General features: G+C 54.7%; 24 protein-coding genes and 1 pseudogene. All 25 read left to right on the top strand.

Annotation, left to right across the window (positions count from 1 at the left end):
• Positions 1-1,623: a TerL protein gene (locus FEK66_RS23760; protein ID WP_135494900.1), complete on the top strand. Its 1,623-nt coding sequence runs from the start codon at positions 1-3 to the stop codon at positions 1,621-1,623.
• Positions 1,623-3,089, top strand: coding sequence for a DUF1073 domain-containing protein (locus FEK66_RS23765; protein ID WP_135494899.1), 1,467 nt, complete (start codon positions 1,623-1,625; stop codon positions 3,087-3,089). The genes FEK66_RS23760 and FEK66_RS23765 overlap by 1 nt, the downstream gene beginning before the upstream one ends.
• 16 nt (positions 3,090-3,105) lie before the next feature.
• Positions 3,106-3,723 carry a phage minor head protein gene (locus FEK66_RS23770; RefSeq protein WP_240782940.1) on the top strand — a complete coding sequence of 206 codons (618 nt, stop codon included), beginning with the start codon at positions 3,106-3,108 and terminating at the stop codon, positions 3,721-3,723.
• A gap of 3 nt (positions 3,724-3,726) precedes the next feature.
• A complete protein-coding gene (locus FEK66_RS23775) occupies positions 3,727-4,947 on the top strand; it encodes a DUF2213 domain-containing protein (protein WP_135494898.1) in 1,221 nt (406 codons plus the stop codon).
• A 6-nt stretch (positions 4,948-4,953) separates the two neighbouring features.
• Positions 4,954-5,451 carry a hypothetical protein gene (locus FEK66_RS23780; protein WP_135494897.1) on the top strand — a complete coding sequence of 166 codons (498 nt, stop codon included), beginning with the start codon at positions 4,954-4,956 and terminating at the stop codon, positions 5,449-5,451.
• A gap of 18 nt (positions 5,452-5,469) precedes the next feature.
• Positions 5,470-6,411: a DUF2184 domain-containing protein gene (locus tag FEK66_RS23785; RefSeq protein WP_135494932.1), complete on the top strand. Its 942-nt coding sequence runs from the start codon at positions 5,470-5,472 to the stop codon at positions 6,409-6,411.
• Positions 6,412-6,453: 42 nt separating this feature from the next.
• Positions 6,454-6,813: a hypothetical protein gene (locus tag FEK66_RS23790; protein WP_135494896.1), complete on the top strand. Its 360-nt coding sequence runs from the start codon at positions 6,454-6,456 to the stop codon at positions 6,811-6,813.
• The gene (locus tag FEK66_RS23795; protein WP_135494895.1) at positions 6,779-7,186 is read left to right on the top strand and encodes a DUF4054 domain-containing protein; all 408 of its coding nucleotides are present in this window, start codon (positions 6,779-6,781) and stop codon (positions 7,184-7,186) included. The genes FEK66_RS23790 and FEK66_RS23795 overlap by 35 nt, the downstream gene beginning before the upstream one ends.
• Entirely contained in the window at positions 7,183-7,731 is a 549-nt protein-coding gene (locus tag FEK66_RS23800; RefSeq protein ID WP_135494894.1) for a hypothetical protein, read from the top strand. The genes FEK66_RS23795 and FEK66_RS23800 overlap by 4 nt, the downstream gene beginning before the upstream one ends.
• Positions 7,718-8,107 (top strand): head-tail adaptor, encoded by a 390-nt coding sequence (locus FEK66_RS23805; protein WP_135494893.1) that lies wholly within the window; start codon positions 7,718-7,720, stop codon positions 8,105-8,107. The genes FEK66_RS23800 and FEK66_RS23805 overlap by 14 nt, the downstream gene beginning before the upstream one ends.
• Complete coding sequence (locus tag FEK66_RS23810; protein WP_135494891.1) at positions 8,082-8,648, top strand: hypothetical protein; 567 nt, start codon at positions 8,082-8,084, stop codon at positions 8,646-8,648. The genes FEK66_RS23805 and FEK66_RS23810 overlap by 26 nt, the downstream gene beginning before the upstream one ends.
• Before the next feature lie 2 nt (positions 8,649-8,650).
• Positions 8,651-9,802, top strand: a complete 1,152-nt coding sequence (locus tag FEK66_RS23815) for a DUF3383 family protein (RefSeq protein WP_135494889.1) — start codon at positions 8,651-8,653, stop codon at positions 9,800-9,802.
• Positions 9,803-9,811: 9 nt separating this feature from the next.
• Positions 9,812-10,252 (top strand): DUF3277 family protein, encoded by a 441-nt coding sequence (locus tag FEK66_RS23820; protein WP_135494887.1) that lies wholly within the window; start codon positions 9,812-9,814, stop codon positions 10,250-10,252.
• A gap of 3 nt (positions 10,253-10,255) precedes the next feature.
• Complete coding sequence (locus FEK66_RS23825; RefSeq protein ID WP_135494885.1) at positions 10,256-10,717, top strand: phage tail assembly chaperone; 462 nt, start codon at positions 10,256-10,258, stop codon at positions 10,715-10,717.
• Positions 10,718-10,728: 11 nt separating this feature from the next.
• A complete protein-coding gene (locus FEK66_RS26115; RefSeq protein ID WP_135494931.1) occupies positions 10,729-10,905 on the top strand; it encodes an NTP pyrophosphohydrolase in 177 nt (58 codons plus the stop codon).
• A complete protein-coding gene (locus FEK66_RS23835) occupies positions 10,895-12,910 on the top strand; it encodes a transglycosylase SLT domain-containing protein (protein ID WP_135494883.1) in 2,016 nt (671 codons plus the stop codon). Before FEK66_RS26115 ends, FEK66_RS23835 begins: the two co-directional genes overlap by 11 nt.
• Entirely contained in the window at positions 12,910-13,497 is a 588-nt protein-coding gene (locus FEK66_RS23840; RefSeq protein ID WP_135494881.1) for a phage baseplate protein, read from the top strand. Before FEK66_RS23835 ends, FEK66_RS23840 begins: the two co-directional genes overlap by 1 nt.
• Positions 13,497-13,799, top strand: coding sequence for a hypothetical protein (locus FEK66_RS23845; RefSeq protein WP_135494879.1), 303 nt, complete (start codon positions 13,497-13,499; stop codon positions 13,797-13,799). The genes FEK66_RS23840 and FEK66_RS23845 overlap by 1 nt, the downstream gene beginning before the upstream one ends.
• A 2-nt stretch (positions 13,800-13,801) precedes the next feature.
• A complete protein-coding gene (locus tag FEK66_RS23850; protein ID WP_138211622.1) occupies positions 13,802-14,866 on the top strand; it encodes a hypothetical protein in 1,065 nt (354 codons plus the stop codon).
• Between the two features lie 2 nt (positions 14,867-14,868).
• Entirely contained in the window at positions 14,869-15,594 is a 726-nt protein-coding gene (locus tag FEK66_RS23855) for a hypothetical protein (RefSeq protein ID WP_135494877.1), read from the top strand.
• 60 nt (positions 15,595-15,654) lie between these two features.
• The gene (locus FEK66_RS23860; RefSeq protein ID WP_135494875.1) at positions 15,655-16,407 is read left to right on the top strand and encodes a Gp138 family membrane-puncturing spike protein; all 753 of its coding nucleotides are present in this window, start codon (positions 15,655-15,657) and stop codon (positions 16,405-16,407) included.
• A complete protein-coding gene (locus FEK66_RS23865; RefSeq protein WP_135494873.1) occupies positions 16,407-16,760 on the top strand; it encodes a hypothetical protein in 354 nt (117 codons plus the stop codon). Before FEK66_RS23860 ends, FEK66_RS23865 begins: the two co-directional genes overlap by 1 nt.
• Positions 16,761-17,960 (top strand): baseplate J/gp47 family protein, encoded by a 1,200-nt coding sequence (locus FEK66_RS23870; RefSeq protein WP_135494871.1) that lies wholly within the window; start codon positions 16,761-16,763, stop codon positions 17,958-17,960.
• Complete coding sequence (locus FEK66_RS23875) at positions 17,957-18,637, top strand: DUF2612 domain-containing protein (RefSeq protein WP_135494869.1); 681 nt, start codon at positions 17,957-17,959, stop codon at positions 18,635-18,637. The genes FEK66_RS23870 and FEK66_RS23875 overlap by 4 nt, the downstream gene beginning before the upstream one ends.
• A pseudogene (locus FEK66_RS23880) lies at positions 18,637-18,757 on the top strand (phage tail protein); the annotation flags it as partial. The gene FEK66_RS23875 and the pseudogene FEK66_RS23880, both read left to right, overlap by 1 nt.

Raw genomic sequence — 18,757 nt, forward strand, 5'->3', positions numbered from 1 at the left:
ATGCCTTTACCGTTTCCTTTTGATTTCAAAAAGCCTGATTACGTGCAGGTTTTCGAATGGCGAATGGAGCGGCTGGAGAGGATCCGCAAAGACCCTGCCATGCTGGCGACCCTGAAGACGTACTACCGCAATAACCCCGGCCAGTTCATCATTGACTGGGGGATGACAACTGACCCGCGTAACCTCGACTACGGCTTGCCGGTGACTATCCCGTTTTTGCTCTTCCCAAAACAGGAAGAGTGGATCCACTGGATTATGGACCGCTGGGGTAATCGCGAGAACGGGATCACCGAGAAATCCCGCGAAATGGGCCTTAGCTGGACGGCGATCGGGATGTCCTGCGCTCTCTGCCTTTTCAATAAAGAGATGGTGATTGGTTTCGGCTCCCGTAAAGAAGAATACGTCGACAGTACCGCTGATCCTAAAGCGCTTTTCTGGAAAGCGAGAAAATTCATTGAAACGCTGCCAGCTGAGTTTCGCGGTGGCTGGAATGAGAAGAAAGATTCACGTTTTATGCAGGTGGAGTTCCCGGGTACTGGGGCCATTATCAAAGGCGAAGCTGGCGATAACATTGGCCGTGGTGACCGTTCCACACTCTACTTTGTGGATGAATCAGCCTTCCTGCAGCGCCCGTTGCTGATTGACGCGGCGCTGTCCCAAACCACCCGTTGTCGTATTGATCTCTCTTCTGTCAACGGTATGGGCAACCCGTTCGCCCAGAAACGCCACGGCGGCAAAATACCTGTCTTTACATTCCACTGGCGCAGCGATCCGCGCAAGGATGACGAGTGGTACCGCAACGAATGCGACAAAATCGACAATCCGGTTGTTGTCGCTCAAGAGCTGGATTTGAACTACTCCGCATCTGCTGAAGGTGTTCTCATCCCCGCCGAGTGGGTGCAGGCGGCTATCGATGCGCATATCAAGCTTGGCATTAAGCCAACTGGCCGACGCCAGGGCGCGCTGGATATCGCCGATGAAGGCCGGGACAAAAACTCCTACTCATCCCGCTACGGCTTCCTGCTGGAAGATGTCCAGGAATGGTCTGGCAAGGGCAGCGATATTTTTTCCACTGTTGAGCGGGCCTTTGGTCTTTGCGATATGGCTGCAGCCGAAGAACTGCGGTTCGATGAGGATGGCCTGGGGGCTGGTGCTCGCGGCGATGCAAGGGTTATCAACGAACAGCGCAGAGCGAATCGCCGCCCGGCTATTCTCGCCACGCCGTTCCGCGGCAGTGGTTCGGTGTTTGACCCCGAGGGGGAAGCCGTACCGGGAGACAACGCCCGGGCGGCTCGCCTGAACAAGGATTTCTTTGCAAATGCCAAAGCGCAGAGCTGGTGGCATTTACGCAAGCTGTTCCGCAACGTTTATCGCGCGGTGGTAGAGGGCAAACCCTACAACCCCGACGAAATAATCTCTCTTTCCAGCAGTATTTCCTGCCTGGACAAACTGGTCACTGAGCTGTCGCAGCCGACGTTCTCCATCAATGGCGTCGGCAAGATGGTTATTGATAAACAGCCTGACGGCACGAAGTCGCCGAACAATGCTGACTCAGTGATGATCAACTATGCGCCGATGAATGCGGCACTGAATATCTGGGAAAGACTCGGGAGACAGGCGTAATGGCGAAACAAAAGCAAGGCGGCCAGCGGAAAGCAGTTGCTACCGCTGACAGCATTGAGAACTTTGTCGCCCGGGTGGGGATGCAAGCACCTAACCAGCATGCAGCGTCAACGTATCGACCGAACTTTACCAGCCGCAACCGGCTGCTGGTGGAGTGGGCGTATCGCTCGTCGTGGATTGTTGGCGAGGCGGTTGATGCCATACCGGACGACATGACCCGTAAGGGGATTCGCATCACCTCTGAAATTGATGCAAAAGACCGCGGCATTATTGAGTCTCAGTTTGACGATCTGCAGCTGTGGGACGCCCTCAACGACGTGCTGAAGTGGTCGCGTCTCTACGGCGGTGCGGTTGGCTTCATCATGATCGAAGGCCAGGCACCGATGACACCGCTCCGGCTGGAGACCATCGGCAAAGGCAAATTTAAAGGCATCCTGCCGCTGGACCGCTGGATGATCAACCCGGTACTGACCCGCCGCATCAAAGAGATGGGGCCGGACCTGGGTAAACCTGAATTTTATGACGTGGTGACCACCGCGACAGGTATCCCCTCCTGGCGTATCCATCACAGCCGCCTGATTCGATTTGACGGCGTCACGCTGCCTTTTCAGCAGAAGATGACCGAGAACGAATGGGGCATGTCCGTTGTGGAGCGTATCTGGGACAGGCTCACTATTTTTGACAGCGCGACTATGGGCGCCGGGCAGCTCGTCTATAAAGCTCACCTGCGTACCTACGGCGTGGACAAGCTCAGGGAACTGATTGCCTTCGGCGGCCCGGCCTACGACGCTCTGCTGAAGCAAATAGACCTGATTCGGCAGTTTCAGAGCAATGAGGGGATGACCCTCAAAGATAACGCTGACACCTTCGAAACCCATCAGTACAGCTTTGCGGGGCTGGATGACATCCTCGCGCAGTTTGCTGAACAAATCAGCGGCGCAGTGGGCATCCCCTTGGTGCGTCTGTTCGGGCAGTCACCGAAGGGGTTCTCCACTGGTGACGCCGACCTCGCTAACTACTACGACCGGGTGGGCTCACTTCAGGAACGCCGCCTGAGGCAGCCGTTGCGCAGGATTCTTGACGTAATTTACCGTTCTGAGCTTGAGCAGCCACTACCTGAAGATTTTACGTTTGAGTTTAATCCTCTCTGGCAGATGTCTGATGTCGATCGTTCAACTGTTGCTGTTAATACGGTAAATGCAATCACCGCCGCGCAGGATGCGGGATTGATGACACCTAAAGCCGCAATGACTGATCTGCGCGAAACTTCCGATGTTACTGGCATCGGCGCATCAATCACCGATGAGGATATCGAGAATGCCGAAGACGAAGCGCCTCCAGGCCTCGGCGAACTTGAAAACCCGAAGCCAGAGTCGGCAAGCGGAGATCCGATATCGAACCAGCCTACGCAAGATAGCGCGGACGGTCGGCGACATCGTAAATGGCCGCTACGATGGTTCAAATGACAGCGTCACAGAAATCATGGAAGCCCTGGAGCGTTATAGCGAAATCATAACGCCTTGGGCGACTAAGGTGGCGGAGTCATTCACTGCGGACCTAACCCGGCAGAACGACAAAGTTTGGCGGCAGCACAGCAAGAACATCAGTCGCGAGCTCCGCAATCTGGTGGAAAGCGCTCCTGTGGGCCAGGTGATGCAATCCATCATTGCTGAACAGGTCAAGTACATCAAATCGCTACCCCTTGAGGCCGCGGACAGGGTGTATGAAATCCAGAACAAAGCGATCGAGGCCGTCGTGACCGGCGGCCTGGCTGAGCAGTTTGCCAAAGAAATTGCTTCTACTGGTGATGTTGCAAAGTCGCGCGCCGACCTGATAGCCCGAACCGAGCTGGGGAGGGCCACTGGCGCGCTGGATATGTCTCGCGCGGTTGCTATTGGCTCAATTGGATACATCTGGCGCACCGCGGACGATGGCGACGTCAGGCACTCGCATGCCGAGATGGAAGGGAAATTCGTTGAGTGGGGCAAGCCTCCAACTCTGGATGGCATGACCGGTCATGCTGGCGAATTACCGAATTGTCGCTGCTACAAAGAGATCGTGTTTGCTCGCGTTCCATTCGCCATGAAAAGGGCAGCATAACCCATGAAATACTTTTTTGAGACCAGGCTCGGGGAAACCCGATACCGCCTGGCGGATGGCTCTTTGCTTTGCAAAGACGTGCCTGTCGCACGTACGGGCAAACAGCTCTACGGCGAAGCCGACCTACCCAACCTTATTCCTGACGCATCTGGTGAGATAGTCGTTAGCCGTTCGCCGGAGCATGTTTTCGACCCTGCGACGCTGGCTTCCTTCGAAGGGATGAGCATCACCGTGCTCCATCCGGAGGACGAAAACGGCAACGTACAACTGGTCAACCCTGCGAACTGGAAAGAGCTTGCGGTGGGTCACCTGCAGAACGTTCGTCGTGGAACCGGTGACCAGTCCGACCTGATGATCGCTGACATCATTATCAAAGATGAATACGCCATTCAGATGGTCGAAGACGGCCTCCGGCAGGTGTCGTGTGGTTACGACGCTGAGTACGAACAAACTGAGCCAGGTAAAGCTGAGCAGGTAGAAATTACAGGTAACCATGTGGCTCTTGTCCCCAAAGGCAGAGCCGGAAATCGTTGTGCAATTGGAGACAGAGACACAATGGCAAATCAAAAGAAAAGCTGGTGGACACGCATGCGCGCTGCCATCAAAACCGGGGATGCCGACACCATGAATGAACTGGTGGAGTCGGCTCCCGCATCGGTTACGGGGGATGAGGGGGATTTGCCGCAGGGCGTGAACCTCAATATTAATCTGTCACCGCAGCACCCGCTCCCGGATAAAGATCCTGAAATGGGTGGCGGTAAAACTGCCGATGGTGACGATGATGTCGTTACGCTGCTGAAAGCGCTACTGGCGAAACTGAGCGCAGGCCCTACAGGCGACAACGATAATCCGGATGGTAAAAAAGACCCTACCACCGACGGTGAAGACGACGAAGAGGAAGCCGTGATTACTGGTGACTCAGCGTACCGCGCCGAAGTTATTCTGCCTGGCGTCGACCTGAGCCGTAAGATGAAGCCTACAGCGTTCAAACGCGAAGTTCTGTCCACCGCCGACAAGAAGCTGGTTCGCCAGGTGGTCGGGGATGCGGATATTCGCAAACTGCCAAAACAGTCAGTTGAAATGGCTTTCAATGCGGTTTCTGAACTGGCAAAAGGCCGCAATACGCGCACTACAACGGGCGATGCTTCCCGCTCTTCTATCACCACTCCAAACATTTCTGACCTGAATAAAGTTAACGCTGACTTCTGGGCTAAAAAAGGGTAATTCACGATGACTGCATATCTGTACCGGATGCCTGTAGGCATCGCCGGGGCGATCTCTCGTCCTCAGGATCTGACCACCGAGCCGGTCATCCTCAAATCCGCCGACGCCTTTACGGCTTATGGCCTGGCGGGGAAATACGACGCTGATGGTTATTTTGTTCCGCTTGAAGACGGTGATACCGCCGACAAAGTGACTGGCATTTATGTACGCCCGTACCCAACGACCTCCACGCCGGACATGGTCCGCCAGGTGGGCTCCGACAAGAACTTCCCGGGTGATGTGCTGAAGCGTGGCTACATGACCGTCAACCTGGGCAACGATGCCTCCACCATCAAAAAAGGTGCTGTGGTATACGTTGTGGTCTCTGTCGATTCCACCATTGATGTGCCGCTTGGCGGCTTCTCTGCAACGAACACCGCCGGAAAGACAGTTGCTCTTCCGAATGCTGCGTTCACCGGTGCTGGCGATGCTGATGGCAACGCTGAAATCTCCTGGAAGATTTAAGGAATACAAAACATGTCAATGATTACTTTTGACCAGGCGACGGTAGACGGCTCTGGTGCGTTTCTTGTCGGCGAGCTGGAGCGTCTGGATCAGACGCTGAACCTGCCGCTGGTGGGGTACACCTGGACGCGCGATATTCAGCTGCGCGAAGACGTTTCCATCGCTGACGATATCTCCAGCTGGACTAATACCAAATTTGGTGCAGCAGGTACCGGCGCTAACCCGAATGGCAAAAACTGGGTTGGCAAAGTATCTACCGCCATTGCTGGCGTGAACGTCGATATTGGTAAAGACGGCAATCCGCTGAACCTCTGGGGTATGGAATTAGGCTGGACTGTTATCGAGCTGAAAGCCGCAGAGCAGGTTGGTCGTCCGATCGATACACAGAAATACGACGGTATGCAGCTCAAATGGCAGATGGATAACGACGAGCAAGTTTACATCGGTGATCCCTCTCTGAACCTGAAAGGGCTGGCAACGCTGACTAGCATTCCAGTTAACAATGCGGCCAAAACGTGGGCGCTGTCCACGCCGGATGAAATCCGCGCCAGTATTAACACTGTGCTTTCGGATGCCTGGGCTGCTTCTGGCTATTCAGTTGTGCCGCGCGATTTGCTGATCCCGCCAGAGCAGTTTGCTCTGCTGTCCAGCATCATCGTGTCTTCAGCGGGTAATCAGTCTTTACTGACCTACCTCCAGACTAACACCATCAGCTACCACCAGAACGGTGTTCCACTGAACATCCGCGCGGTTAAGTGGCTGAAAGGCCGAGGTGTCGGCGGTAAAGATCGCATGGTTGCTTACACCAACGACAAGAAGTACGTCCGCTATCCGCTGGTGCCGCTGCAGAGCGTGCCGGTGCAGTATCGTGGTCTGTATCAGATTGTCACCTACTACGGCAAGCTGGGTGCAATCGAGCCTGTGTACAAAGAAACGCTGTCCTACGTGGACGGTATCTGATAACCAGCATGGCCCCTTTATGGGGCCTGAAGGACTTTCCAAATGGCAAAAGAAAAACTGGTTTCGATCCTCGTTCACACCCCTTTCAAGTTGACGCTGGCAGACGGTACGGCGACCGAATACACCAAAGGTCTCCATGACGTGCCAGAAGAGCATGCCGGGCACTGGTTTACCCTGGCTCATGCAGAGTTGGCGGACCGTTCGAATACTGACGATGGCGACGAACTGCAGAAGCTAAAAGATGCACTCGCTCAGCGCGATGAGCAACTTAAAGCGAATCAGGACACGATTGATGCTCTGAATAAGCAGATTGAAGACCTGAATACGCAGCTCGCGGCGTCGCTTATTGGCGGCGAAGGGGATAAAAATGCCGAAAAATCCGGACCTGCCAACCGTAAGTAAATTTCGCACCGACTTCCCGCAGTTCGCTGATACCACCAAATATCCTGATGCTCAGATCCAGTTTCGGCTGAATCTGGCCGACGTCATGCTAAATGAAAGCCTCTATGGCCCGACTATGTATCCCTACATTGTCGAGCTTTATGTCGCTCATTACATGACGTTGTTTGCGCAGGACCAGCGTTCTGCGGCGGCCGGTGGCTCTGGCGGTAATGCCAGTGGCGTCCAGTCCTCTAAATCTGTTGATAAAGTCAGTGTCAGCTATGACAACAGCATGACGCTGAATCCTGATGCAGGTTTCTGGAACAACACTCGCTACGGCGCAGAGTTTTACCAGATAGCTACTATGTTCGGCGCTGGCGGTCGCCAGCTATGAAAAGCGGCGTGAAAATCACTACTGATAATGCTCAGGCCATCCTCGACTCTCTCAAAGCACTTACCAGTAAAGAGGTGCTGATTGGCATTCCTGCCGAAGATAGCGAGCGCGAGGATGTGCCGTTTGGCAATGCCGGAATTGGTTACCTCAACGAATACGGCTCACCAGCGCAGAACATCCCTGCACGCCCCCATCTCCAGCCGGGTGTGAAATCTGCTGAATCACAGACGGTGCCACAGCTTAAGGATGCCGCTTTGGCGGCCTTTGACGGCAATGAGTCATCTGCGGAGCAGTCGCTTGAGCGCGCGGGTCAGCTCGCCGTTAACGGTGTTCGGGCTTTCATTAATGCTGCTGACTTTGTTCCTCTTGCGGACTCGACCGTTGAAGCGCGAGCGCGTCGTGGGCGTAAGGGAGCAAAAGCCGAAATGGCGAGACGCGCTGCGGGGGATTTACCCGGCACCGATGGCGCGAAACCACTGGTTGATACCGGCCAGTATGTGCGGGCGATTACTTACGTTGTGAGGGACAAAAATGCCGGATCTTGACGTAACGGACGTCCTGTTCGACCCCGATTTCTGCGATACCAATCTTTGGGTGACTCGTCGACAGCAGACCATCGATGCGGACGGCATCGGTACAGACGAGTTGGTCAAGACGCAGTTTTCTGGTGTTGTCACCGTAGACCGATCGCTTGAGAACCGACGAATGCAATCCGGGCAGGTTATCAGTGGGGCGATTCTCGTGGTCACCACCGAACGCCTGACGCAGGGGCAGACTGGTCGTGACGCCGATATCGTGACCTATCAGAGCCGGGATTATCGCGTGACATTCGCTGATCCTTACACTGCCTATGGTGCTGGTTTTATACAGGCGCACTGCGAGCTGCTGCCGTTCGATGGAGGAATTCCAGTTGAGCAATAACAGCAGCAATGAAGCTGGATGGCTGACACCAGTAAGCGATAGTCCTGCGTACGACACTGATCTCGACCGGTTGCTTAGTCGATGGATGCGGGCTGTTTCAGGGCTGCCAGATAGCTCAGTCCGCCCGCGCTGGCAGCCGGACCAGCCACCATTGATGCCAGTCGACGTGAATTGGTGCGCATTCGGTATTGTCGAGTGGCCCAGTTATAACACCCCAGCATCAACCCGGCAGACCGATGAAAACGCAGAGCTGTGGCGGCATGAATCCTTCGTTGCGATGGCGTCCTTTTACGGTCCGGCGGGGATGCAGTACGCCGCTGTTTTTCGCGACGGTATCACGATTGAGCAAAACAACGCTGAACTGAACCGGCTGGGTCTGTCTCTTGGCAGCTATAGCGATATTACCCCCTTCCCTGAACTCATCAATAACCAGTGGGTTCGCCGTTACGACCTGCACGTGCAGCTTCGCCGCAAAGTGGTGCGTACTTACAACATTAAATCCATCGTTGACGGCAACGTCACGATTTCCACCGGAGATTAATCATGGCGAAAGGTTTGCCGTTAAATCGCGTCGCGAATACTACCGTGACGCTCTCGGCCAAAGCTGCGCAAGGGCGTAACTTCGGCTCGATGCTTATCCTGGGTAACTCAACCGTGATCCCTGTGAGCGAACGCCTGCGTGCCTATTCCGCGCCGGATGATATTGGCGATGATTTCGGGATCGACAGTGAAGAGTACAAGGCCGCTATTATCTGGTTCTCTCAGCAACCCCAGCCCACGCTGGTTTATGTTGGTCGCTGGGTTGATTCCCTGGCCTCTGCCGAGTCCGGCACCACCGAAACGCTGCTGGAAGCTGTTAACGCGCTGATGGATTACAACTCCTGGTATGGTCTGCATCTCGCAGTACCTGAGGTTGATTATCCGGACGATGCCGACATCATCCCGATCAGCGCAGCGATTGAAGCTGCCACAGTGTCACGCATCTTTGCGATTACCACCGCTGAAGAAAGTATTCTCAGCTCGTCTGACGATACTGATCTCGCGTCGAAGCTGAAAGCGGCGAAGTATAGCCGAACGTTCATTCAGTATTCTTCCACCAGCCGCTACGCAGCGCTTTCTGCGTTCGCCCGCGCCTTCACTGTGGACTTCAACGGCAGCAATACCACCATTACCCTGAAGTTCAAGCAGGAGCCCGGCGTCACGTACGAAACGATCGGTACTTCTCAGGCCAATGCGCTGGAGGCGAAGAACTGCAACGTGTACGTGTACTACGAGAACGACACCGCCATTCTGGAGCAGGGGGTCATGGCGAACGGCGACTTCTTCGACGAGCGCCACGGTCTCGACTGGTTGCAGAACACCGTCCAGACGGCGGACTACAACACCCTCTACACCAGCACGACCAAAATCCCGCAGACCGATGCCGGTACCACAACCCGTATCGCGAACATTGAGCTGGTGCTGGATCAGGCGGTCAACAACGGGCTGTTTGCACCGGGCAAATGGACGGGCGGCCCGATTGGGCAGCTGAATACCGGCGACACCCTGACCAAAGGCTATTACATCTACGCGCCGCGCGTGGATGACCAGCTGCAGGCGGACCGTGAAGCGCGTAAAGGTGTGCCAATTCAGGTGGCCGCAAAATTGGCCGGTGCCGTTCACTACGGCTCTGTAGCAATCACAGTCGTACGCTAAGGAGCGATAATGGCTACTTACTCTTTTATGGATGTGTCTGCATCGCTGACTGGCCCGACCGGGAAAATTGAGCTGGGCTACGGCTCGGCTAACTCTGAGGAAGGGATCACCGTTGCGATGAGCGGGCCAAAGAACACCATGACCATTGGTGCCGACGGCGAACCCATGCAAAGCCTGCATGCAGATAAATCCGGGACGATCACCGTCAACCTGCTGAAAACGTCACCGACGAATAAAAAGCTGTCACTGGCCTACAACGCGCAAAGCATGTCTTCAGCGACCTGGGGGAATAACGTCATTGTGATCCGTAACTCGGTGAGCGGCGATATTACGACGGCGCGCAGCGTGGCATTCCAGAAACAGCCGGATAACGCCAACGCTAAAGACGGTAACACGATGGCGTGGGTGTTTGACTGCGGCAAAATCGACCAGGTTCTCGGGGAGTTTTAACGAATGGAATTTACTATCAAAGGCCAGGATTATCGCCTGGCAAAACTTAGCGTTTTCGACCAGTTGAAGGTCACCCGTAAATTGCTGCCGGTGCTGGCCGGGATGATGGCTGATTTCGGCAGCATTCGGGCGCTGTTGCCTGGCAATGTCCGGCTGGGCAATCTCGAAAATGTGGACCTCGGTCAAATGGGGCCTGTTTTTGAAAGAGCGCTGCCGCGCATCGCCGAGGAGCTTTCCGCGCTCAGCGAAGAAGACACCAACGCGATTATTCACCCCTGTCTGGCCGTGGTGGCGCGTAAGCACATGAACGGCTGGACGCCGGTGTTCAGTCAGGGCGTTCTCGCCTTCGATGATATCGACCTCTTTACCATGCTGCAGCTGGTGGCGCGGGTGGTCGCCGATTCGCTGGGAAATTTTTTGCCAGAACTCCCTATCAGCGAGACGGCGGCCCAGCCCCAAGCCTGAGGCTTAACAGCCTGCCTGACGGGCTGTCGTATCTCCTTGACCCGGTTGATGCCGGGTTAATCCCTTTCAATGCGCTGAAGGATGGATCCGTCGATCTGTGCGATATCGCGCTTATGAATGACCACCTGGCCGTTAAGGCCGATAACCAGCGCCGTATCGATAAATGGAGAGAGGACAATGAACGCTGAGACGATTAAAGAGTTTCTTGTCTCTCTGGGCTTCAGCGTTGACGAGGCCGGGGCGCGGAAATTTAACGCCGTTCTCGGCGGCGTAACAGCGAACGCAATCAAGATGGGGCTGGCGGTCGAGGGTGCGGCGCTGTCCGTTGTGGCCTATACCGCGAAGATTGCCTCTGGTCTGGATAACCTCTACTGGGCATCGCAGCGCACCGGCGCGACGGTGCAGGGCATCAAGTCGATTAGTTATGCCGTTGCGCAGGTCGGCGGTAGCGCTGACGCAGCGCGTGGCTCTCTGGAAAGCCTGGCACGATTCGTACGCAACAACCCGGGCGCGGAAGGTTTCCTGAACCGTCTGGGCGTTCAGACCCGTGACGCCAAAGGCAACATGCGCGACATGTCCGCCATCTTTACGGGTGTCGGCCAGAAGCTCAGCAGCATGCCGTATTACCGCGCCAACCAGTACGCGCAGATGCTGGGCATTGATGAAAATACCCTGATGGCAATGCGTCGCGGTGTGGGTAACTTCACCGGCCAGTATTCGGCAATGGCGAAGGCGATCGGATTCAACGCCGATCAGGCCGCCGTCAGCTCGAATAAATTCATGACCTCGCTGCGTTCCTTCGGCGAGATGGCGGGCATGGCCCGGGATAAAATCGGCTCTAATCTTGCTGGTGGGCTGGCTGGTTCCCTGGACACGCTGCGCCGCCATATCCTGGACAACTTCCCGCGCATCGAGCAGACGCTGACGAAAGCCATTAAGGGAATTCTGGCGCTCGGGGATATTATCGGGCGGCTGTTCTTCCGGTTGATTGAGGGGACGTCTGATCTTCTTACCTGGTGGAAGTCGCTCGATAAACAGACGCGTGAGATGATCGCTTTATTCGGCGCGCTGACTATAGCGCTGCGCATTCTGAACAGCACGTTCTGGATGTCCCCAATTGGCTTAATTACGGCGCTGGCCGCCGGGATAGCGCTGCTGTGGGAAGATTACAAAACGTGGAAGGAAGGTGGTCAGAGCCTGATTGACTGGCAGAAATGGAAGCCAGAAGTCGACCAGGCCATCAAGATGATCGGCGACCTGCAAAAGACCGTCAAGGACCTGACACATGCGCTGGCGAAGTTGCTCGGCATAGACCCGAAATCGTGGTCCCTGAAATGGGACTTCGACAACTTTATTTCGCAAATGGGCGAGTTCGGCAAGATGCTGAACATGATCGCCGACCTGCTGAATGCCATCAAAGATGGGAACTGGGCGCAGGCTGCCAGCATTGGCAAGCAGTTACTCAGCCAGGGCAGCGGACAGCCGAGCGCCACTCCGATGGTAGAGGATAGCGCCAACAGAAGCGCGGACTGGGTTAAGGAAAATCTGGGCTTTGATCCGCGCAGTGTTGGTCGGACCATCCGGGGATGGTTTGGCGATGATGAACCGGATCAGCACGCCCAGTCAGTAAAACGTCCGCGTGCGTCCGCTCAGGGTAAGGTGCTCCTTGACTGGATGGGACCTATGCTCAACAGGCTGGAGGCAGCTTATCAACTTCCCGCTGGGCTGCTGAAAAGCGTTGCCATTACAGAATCTGGCGGTAATCAGTTCGCAACATCTGGCGCTGGTGCAAAGGGGCTGTTTCAGTTCATGGATGGCACTGCTCGCGACATGGGGCTTCGCGGTAATGATGTTTTCGACCCAGAGAAATCAGCCCAGGCTGCTGCGAAATATCTGGCTCAGTTACTGCAGGCGAACGGTGGCGACCTGAGTAAGGCGTTAGCGTCCTACAACTGGGGGATCGGGAATGTGCAAAAGCACGGGATGGCCCTCATGCCTCAGGAAACCCGCAACTACATCCCCAAAGTGATGAGCAACATGCCGGGGTATGGCAGAGCGGCAGAAGTGAACCAGCAGAACACGTATCACATCTACGGCGGCGGCGATGCCCGGGCGGTCGGTAATGAAGTCGAACGCCGGCAGCAGTCATCAAACGCCCAGGTGATGCGTGGCAATCAGACGAAGGTGGGATAATGGATATTCTCTCTACGCTGTTTCACCAGCAAACCCGGAAAATCGGGATGATCGTACCGAGCGTCGTTGTTTCCGAGAAGCACAGCGATACGCTGGAAATCACAGAGCACCCTGTGGAAGTCGGGGCCGCAGTTGCAGATCACGCCTATAAAAAACCATCTGAAGTAACGATGGAGGTTGGCTTTGCTGGTGGTGGTTCGTTGTTGGATTTTGCCAGTAGCCTGACCGCTACCGGGCTGCTCGGCCTGAGCCCGCAGGAGACATATCAGGAAATACTGAACCTGCAGGCCAGCCGTATTCCCTTCGATGTGGTGACCGGCAAACGGCTGTACAGCAACATGCTGATTCGTGCGCTGGAGGTGACGACGGATAAGACGACCGAAAATGTCCTATCCGCCGTTCTCACTCTGCGTGAAGTCCTCATATCCCAGACGCAACAAATTAGCGTGGCAGACAAAACGGACATGAAAGACGGCGTAAGCACGTCGGCGGTGCTGAATACCGGCACTAAAACGACGAAGCCGCCAAACAAGTCGCTGCTCCAGAGTCTGAGCGGTAATGTTTCCTCTCTTCTGGGGCTGGGCTAATGGCGATTCAGGAAATACCGCTGACGGCGGATAACCAGCAATTCAGCATAAATATCGCAGGAGCTACCTGGCGGATCAGCATCAACTGGCGCGATTTGTACTGGATTATGGACCTGCAGAACGACAGAGGGGAGCCGATTATATCCGGCATCCCCCTTGTCACCGGTGCTGACCTACTGGCGCAGTATGCCTATATGAGGCTGGGCTTTAAGCTGGCGGTGGTCTGCGACGACAGCACACAGGATTATCCGACGAAAACCGACCTGGGTAGCCGCAGTCATTTACTGGTATTAACGGAGTAAGCATGTCACAGAACTGGATGCGGCATTTTGAGCTGCAGCTCGTGGACGAGAACGGCCAGGGCATAGAACTGAGCGATTTTAAAGTGACCTTTACGATCGACTGGTTCAACATCAGCAGCGCGTCACGCGTGGGAACGTTCAAAATTTACAACCTGTCGGCTGATACGGTGAACCGCATCACCGGGCAGGAGTTTTCTAAGGTTCGGCTGATTGCGGGCTATGACGGCATCGCGCCAGAGGTATCGGCCAGCAGCGTCGGAACGGCACGGGAAGTTGACTCCTCAGACGTGGGCCAGAGTGATGGTCGCAACTACGGGCTAATCTTCAGCGGAGAAATTCGCTATTCGGTGACCGGCAAGGACAATCCCATTGATTCTTACGTCCTGATTCAGGCGGCGGATACGGATCTGGCGTTTGCCACCAGCATCACCTCGCAGACGCTGGCAGCTGGTTACACGGTCAGCGACGTCAACCGCGCGCTGATGAAGGACTTCGAGGCCAAGGGCGCGACCGAAGGCCTTACGCCGGAAATGCCTGCTACTGTTTTCCCGCGTGGCCGTGTGCTGTTTGGCATAACCCGGCACCTCATGGATAACGTTGCTTCGCAGTGTGGCGCAACCTGGCAGTTCGTCGATGGTCAGCGGCAGATGGTGGCGAATAACGAGTATGTTCACGATGCGATTGTGCTCAACAGCGCCACCGGGCTGATAGGCATGCCACAGCAGACCATCGGCAACGGTGTCAACGTTCGCGCGCTGATAAACCCGAACATCAGGGTTAACGGGCTTATTCAACTGGATCAGGCCTCTGTATTCCGCACCGCGCTTTCGAACAATGATATCGCGATGGCTGGCGGCCAGATCACCGACCAGAATATTGACGGCAATATCACGCTCAGCGGCACCACGGCGCAGCCTGCCAGCATCGCAACAGATGGCGTTTATATTGTGCGCGGGATTATGTACACTGGCGACACAAGGGGCCAGGCGTGGTACATGGACATGATGTGCTTTGCTCGAGGTGCTAGTGATATTCCTAGCCAGTCAGCAATGAATCGGGGTGCATAATAGTGAGCAGACTTGCGGTAACTACAATCGTATTTTCTCTTTTTTTAACTTCATGTAGTTGGGACCCTAACGGTGCTAAAGCCCAAGAAAAATGGCTAGCCCAAAAAAATGAAGAAAAACAAGCGTACGATAAGCAAGTTGATGAAAGCCAGAGAAGCAGGCTTCAAACACAGAGCGAAGAAAAGACTCAATTTGAAGTTTCACATCCAGAAGTTGGCGTTGCTGGTGTTGGTAATGAACTAACAAGTGAAGGCGCGGAACCATTGCGAGATGCTTACAACAGCATTCCATTTGTAACTCGTTATCCGGGGACTACTGACCCAAAGAAAGTTTATACCTATGTTGGTGATTATAAATTAAGTTTACAGTTGGTTAACTCTTCTATTCTTTCGCAGATCTCTGATTGTAAGCGAATCTCAGCTTACGCCGATGTCGACGTTAATCGAGCTTGTTTTAATCAGATCGGCAATGAACTGAATTTGTTTGCATCTGTAATTAAAGATAAAAATATTAGTGGAATTGCAAAAAAAGCAGCTCTACGAGATTCAACTTACAGAACCAAAATCGATTTCGGTTCCGCTGCGCGTTTAGCGAGGATGCACGCTACTTTATGCCAAAAGCAGAGTAATCGGGGATACGTTGAAATGCTAACTGTCGCCGTGCCTTGTGGGACTTCTGGAGATGTAGTTAATTCTCGAAGCGCTGATAAGATCGGACTTATAAACTGAAATATTTAATTATATTGAACCCGCCATCCGGCGGGTTTTTTGCTTTCTGGAGCCTACCAAATGGCAGTATCTGACCAGACCCGAAGCGGAGATCTCGCCGAAACGTTCCAGTCCGAACGAGAGACAACGAAAAACCAGATCCGCGTCGCTTTGCCCGGCATCGTTCAGTCATTCGACCCCGGGGCGGTGACGGCAGTTGTGCAGCCAGCTATCCGATCGGTTGAAACCGACAACGACGGCAAGCGCTCAACCAAAAATTACCCGCTGCTGGTGGATGTGCCGGTGGTTTTTCCGCGCGGCGGCGGCTGCACGCTGACGTTCCCGGTGAAAGCCGGCGATGAATGCCTGGTGATATTTGCCGACCGCTGTATCGATTTCTGGTGGCAGAGCGGCGGCGTGCAGGAGCCAGTTGACGACAGGGTGCATGATTTATCAGATGCGTTCTGCATCGTTGGCCCGCAGTCGCAGGCGCAGAAAATTAGCGGTATCAGCACCGGTGCCACGCAGCTGCGGAGCGATGACGGCAGCACGTATTTCGAGCTCAACCCTACCACGCAGAAAATAAAAATTGTCGCGCCTGGTGGGCTGGAGGTTGTTACCCCTCTGGCCGATTTCTCGGAGAAAGTGACTATTCACGGTTTGCTGACGTGGATGGCCGGGATGGTTGGTTCTGTAGTCTCTGGCGTTGCGTCGAAAATTACCGGCGCGGTTGAGTTCATCGGCACGGTTAAAGCCAACGGTAAGTCTATTGATGACAATCACACCCACGGTGGAGTGCAGACCGGCAGCGGAAATACTGGGAAACCTAACTGATGCGATACAGACGTGAAGACGCCGATGGCGATTACACCTTCGGCAGCGGCGATGATACCTGGCTGATTAACTCACCAGAAGCCGTGGCGCAGGCGATAAAAACGCGGTTCGAATTGTGGTATGGGGAATGGTTCCTCGATACCACAACTGGCACGCCGTGGATCCAGTCCGTACTCGGCAAGCAGAAGCCGGAAACCTATAATCTGGCGATCCGCCAGCGCATTCTCGAAACGCGTGGCGTGAAGTCCATCCTTTCTTTCAATACGACAGTGAACACCACGACGCGCCGCGTTGAGTTCACTGCTTCGGTCGACACCATCTACGGAACAACGACAGTAACCAGCGAGGCATAAATGGCCCTCAATTTGGACACACTCGGCTTATCGGCAACGATAACCGCTGAGGGGATAAGTGCGCCTGATTACCAGACGATACTTGATACCCTGACGAGCTTTTTTCAGCAGATTTACGGTGCTGACGTGTACATCGACCCGGATAGTAAGGACGGTCAGGTGGTATCTCTTATGGCTTTGTCAATCCACGATGCTAACAATACCGCCATTACTGTTTATAACAGCTTTTCACCAGCTACAGCCATGCGCAGTGCGCTAACCAGCAACGTGAAAATTAACGGTATCGCGCGCAAAGGTGCGACAAACTCAACCGTTGATTTACTGCTGGTCGGTACCGCGGGGACGACCATCACGAACGGAGCGGTTAAGGATAGCAATAATGTGATCTGGAACCTTCCGGCCGCTGTTTCAATCGGCGTAGATGGCACTGTGCTAATTACCGCTACCTGCTCAAGTAGTGGCGCGGTGGCGGCGCTGGCCGGAACAATCACCACCATTAATACGCCGACCCGCGGCTGGACATCAGTAACTAACCCGGCGGCCGCTACGGTCGGCGAACCTGCGGAGACTGATGCGGAGCTGCGCATCCGGCAGGGGCAGAGCGTCGCGCTACCATCTATCACACCGTTTGAAGGTGTCGACGGTGCGATAGCTAACGTTGCTGGCGTGACACGTCACAAGCTCTATGAGAATGACACTGGCGCGACCGACAGCAACGGGCTGCCGCCTCACTCTATTTCTGCCATCATTGACGGCGGCGATGTCACCGATATTGCCCAGACCATCAGGGGCAACAAGGGGCAGGGAACCGCGACCTACGGGACAACCTCTGTCACGGTGCCTGATACCTACGGCAATCCGCATGTAATCAGCTTTTCGCGGTCGACTGATGTCCCAATTTATGGGCATATCACGCTGAAAGCATTCACCGGCTACACCTCGCAAATCGGTACGCAAATTCAGCAGGCTGTGGCGGACTACATCAACGGGCTGACGATCGGTGATTCGGTGTTGTTGAGCCGTATTTACTCCCCGGCGAACCTCGGGGTGGTGAGCGGCGGTAATGCTCGCTATTACGACATCACCGAACTGCTGATCGGAAAGTCTTCCGGTTCGGTAGCGGCGGCAAATATCGTTATTGCCTACAACGAATCAGCGTCCTGTAATCCCGAAAATATCGCTCTCACGGTGACCTCATGAGCAAATACACGGACAGGATCACCAACTACCACGCGACCAAGCCCAAATTCTTCGATCACGTTGACCTGAGTACCCGGCCGCTTATCGATATTTCCAAAAGCATGGGCGGCTTTATCTCTGCCTTCGATATCGATACGGCAGTCGGTGTGCAGCTCGATACGCTCGGACTCTGGATCGGACGTAGTCGCATTGTCAGCCAGCCGATAAGTGGCGTTTATTTCTGCTGGGATGCTGACGGGCTCGGATATGACCAGGGCGTATGGCAAGGCCCGTATGACCCGGATTCAGGCTACACCACACTGAGCGATGCAACCTACCGCATCATTCTGAAAGCGAAGATCGCTATCAACAACTGGGACGGGCGGAACGACTCGCTGCCGCCCATTCTGGACGCTGCGACAGCAGGCTCTGGCCTGAAAATGCAAATCGTCGATAACCAGGACATGACGATTTCGGTCTGGGTATTCCCTGAGACTGATATTTCAGATGTGTCTCTTGAACTGATCGCCGCTATCAAACAGGGCTATCTGACCGTTAAAGCCGCTGGCGTATGGGCCGGTGATGTTGAAACACCTTCGGTTGAAACACCTTCCGAGGGAAATAAATTCTTTGGGTTTGATATGGATAACGAATATATCGGCGGTTTTGATACCGGCGCTTGGGGGGTATTACTCTGATGGCAACAAATAACTTTAAAGCATTTGCGCTTGATCCTAACGCTAACGTCATATCACAGGCTGACTGGGAAGCACTCCCAGCTTTACTGTCAGGGTTCACGGCAGGCAAAGCATCCAGTG

Source organism: Escherichia sp. E1130 (assembly GCF_005781065.1).
Classification (GTDB): Bacteria; Pseudomonadota; Gammaproteobacteria; order Enterobacterales; family Enterobacteriaceae; genus Escherichia.

Bases quoted from the DNA above. Each gene is read 5' to 3' on its own strand.
- FEK66_RS23760 (WP_135494900.1), top strand. From the start codon at position 1: ATGCCTTTACCGTTTCCTTTTGATTTCAAAAAGCCTGATTACGTGCAG.
- FEK66_RS23765 (WP_135494899.1), top strand. From the start codon at position 1,623: ATGGCGAAACAAAAGCAAGGCGGCCAGCGGAAAGCAGTTGCTACCGCT.
- FEK66_RS23770 (WP_240782940.1), top strand. From the start codon at position 3,106: ATGGAAGCCCTGGAGCGTTATAGCGAAATCATAACGCCTTGGGCGACT.
- FEK66_RS23775 (WP_135494898.1), top strand. From the start codon at position 3,727: ATGAAATACTTTTTTGAGACCAGGCTCGGGGAAACCCGATACCGCCTG.
- FEK66_RS23780 (WP_135494897.1), top strand. From the start codon at position 4,954: ATGACTGCATATCTGTACCGGATGCCTGTAGGCATCGCCGGGGCGATC.
- FEK66_RS23785 (WP_135494932.1), top strand. From the start codon at position 5,470: ATGATTACTTTTGACCAGGCGACGGTAGACGGCTCTGGTGCGTTTCTT.
- FEK66_RS23790 (WP_135494896.1), top strand. From the start codon at position 6,454: ATGGCAAAAGAAAAACTGGTTTCGATCCTCGTTCACACCCCTTTCAAG.
- FEK66_RS23795 (WP_135494895.1), top strand. From the start codon at position 6,779: ATGCCGAAAAATCCGGACCTGCCAACCGTAAGTAAATTTCGCACCGAC.
- FEK66_RS23800 (WP_135494894.1), top strand. From the start codon at position 7,183: ATGAAAAGCGGCGTGAAAATCACTACTGATAATGCTCAGGCCATCCTC.
- FEK66_RS23805 (WP_135494893.1), top strand. From the start codon at position 7,718: ATGCCGGATCTTGACGTAACGGACGTCCTGTTCGACCCCGATTTCTGC.
- FEK66_RS23810 (WP_135494891.1), top strand. From the start codon at position 8,082: ATGGAGGAATTCCAGTTGAGCAATAACAGCAGCAATGAAGCTGGATGG.
- FEK66_RS23815 (WP_135494889.1), top strand. From the start codon at position 8,651: ATGGCGAAAGGTTTGCCGTTAAATCGCGTCGCGAATACTACCGTGACG.
- FEK66_RS23820 (WP_135494887.1), top strand. From the start codon at position 9,812: ATGGCTACTTACTCTTTTATGGATGTGTCTGCATCGCTGACTGGCCCG.
- FEK66_RS23825 (WP_135494885.1), top strand. From the start codon at position 10,256: ATGGAATTTACTATCAAAGGCCAGGATTATCGCCTGGCAAAACTTAGC.
- FEK66_RS23835 (WP_135494883.1), top strand. From the start codon at position 10,895: ATGAACGCTGAGACGATTAAAGAGTTTCTTGTCTCTCTGGGCTTCAGC.
- FEK66_RS23840 (WP_135494881.1), top strand. From the start codon at position 12,910: ATGGATATTCTCTCTACGCTGTTTCACCAGCAAACCCGGAAAATCGGG.
- FEK66_RS23845 (WP_135494879.1), top strand. From the start codon at position 13,497: ATGGCGATTCAGGAAATACCGCTGACGGCGGATAACCAGCAATTCAGC.
- FEK66_RS23850 (WP_138211622.1), top strand. From the start codon at position 13,802: ATGTCACAGAACTGGATGCGGCATTTTGAGCTGCAGCTCGTGGACGAG.
- FEK66_RS23860 (WP_135494875.1), top strand. From the start codon at position 15,655: ATGGCAGTATCTGACCAGACCCGAAGCGGAGATCTCGCCGAAACGTTC.
- FEK66_RS23865 (WP_135494873.1), top strand. From the start codon at position 16,407: ATGCGATACAGACGTGAAGACGCCGATGGCGATTACACCTTCGGCAGC.
- FEK66_RS23870 (WP_135494871.1), top strand. From the start codon at position 16,761: ATGGCCCTCAATTTGGACACACTCGGCTTATCGGCAACGATAACCGCT.
- FEK66_RS23875 (WP_135494869.1), top strand. From the start codon at position 17,957: ATGAGCAAATACACGGACAGGATCACCAACTACCACGCGACCAAGCCC.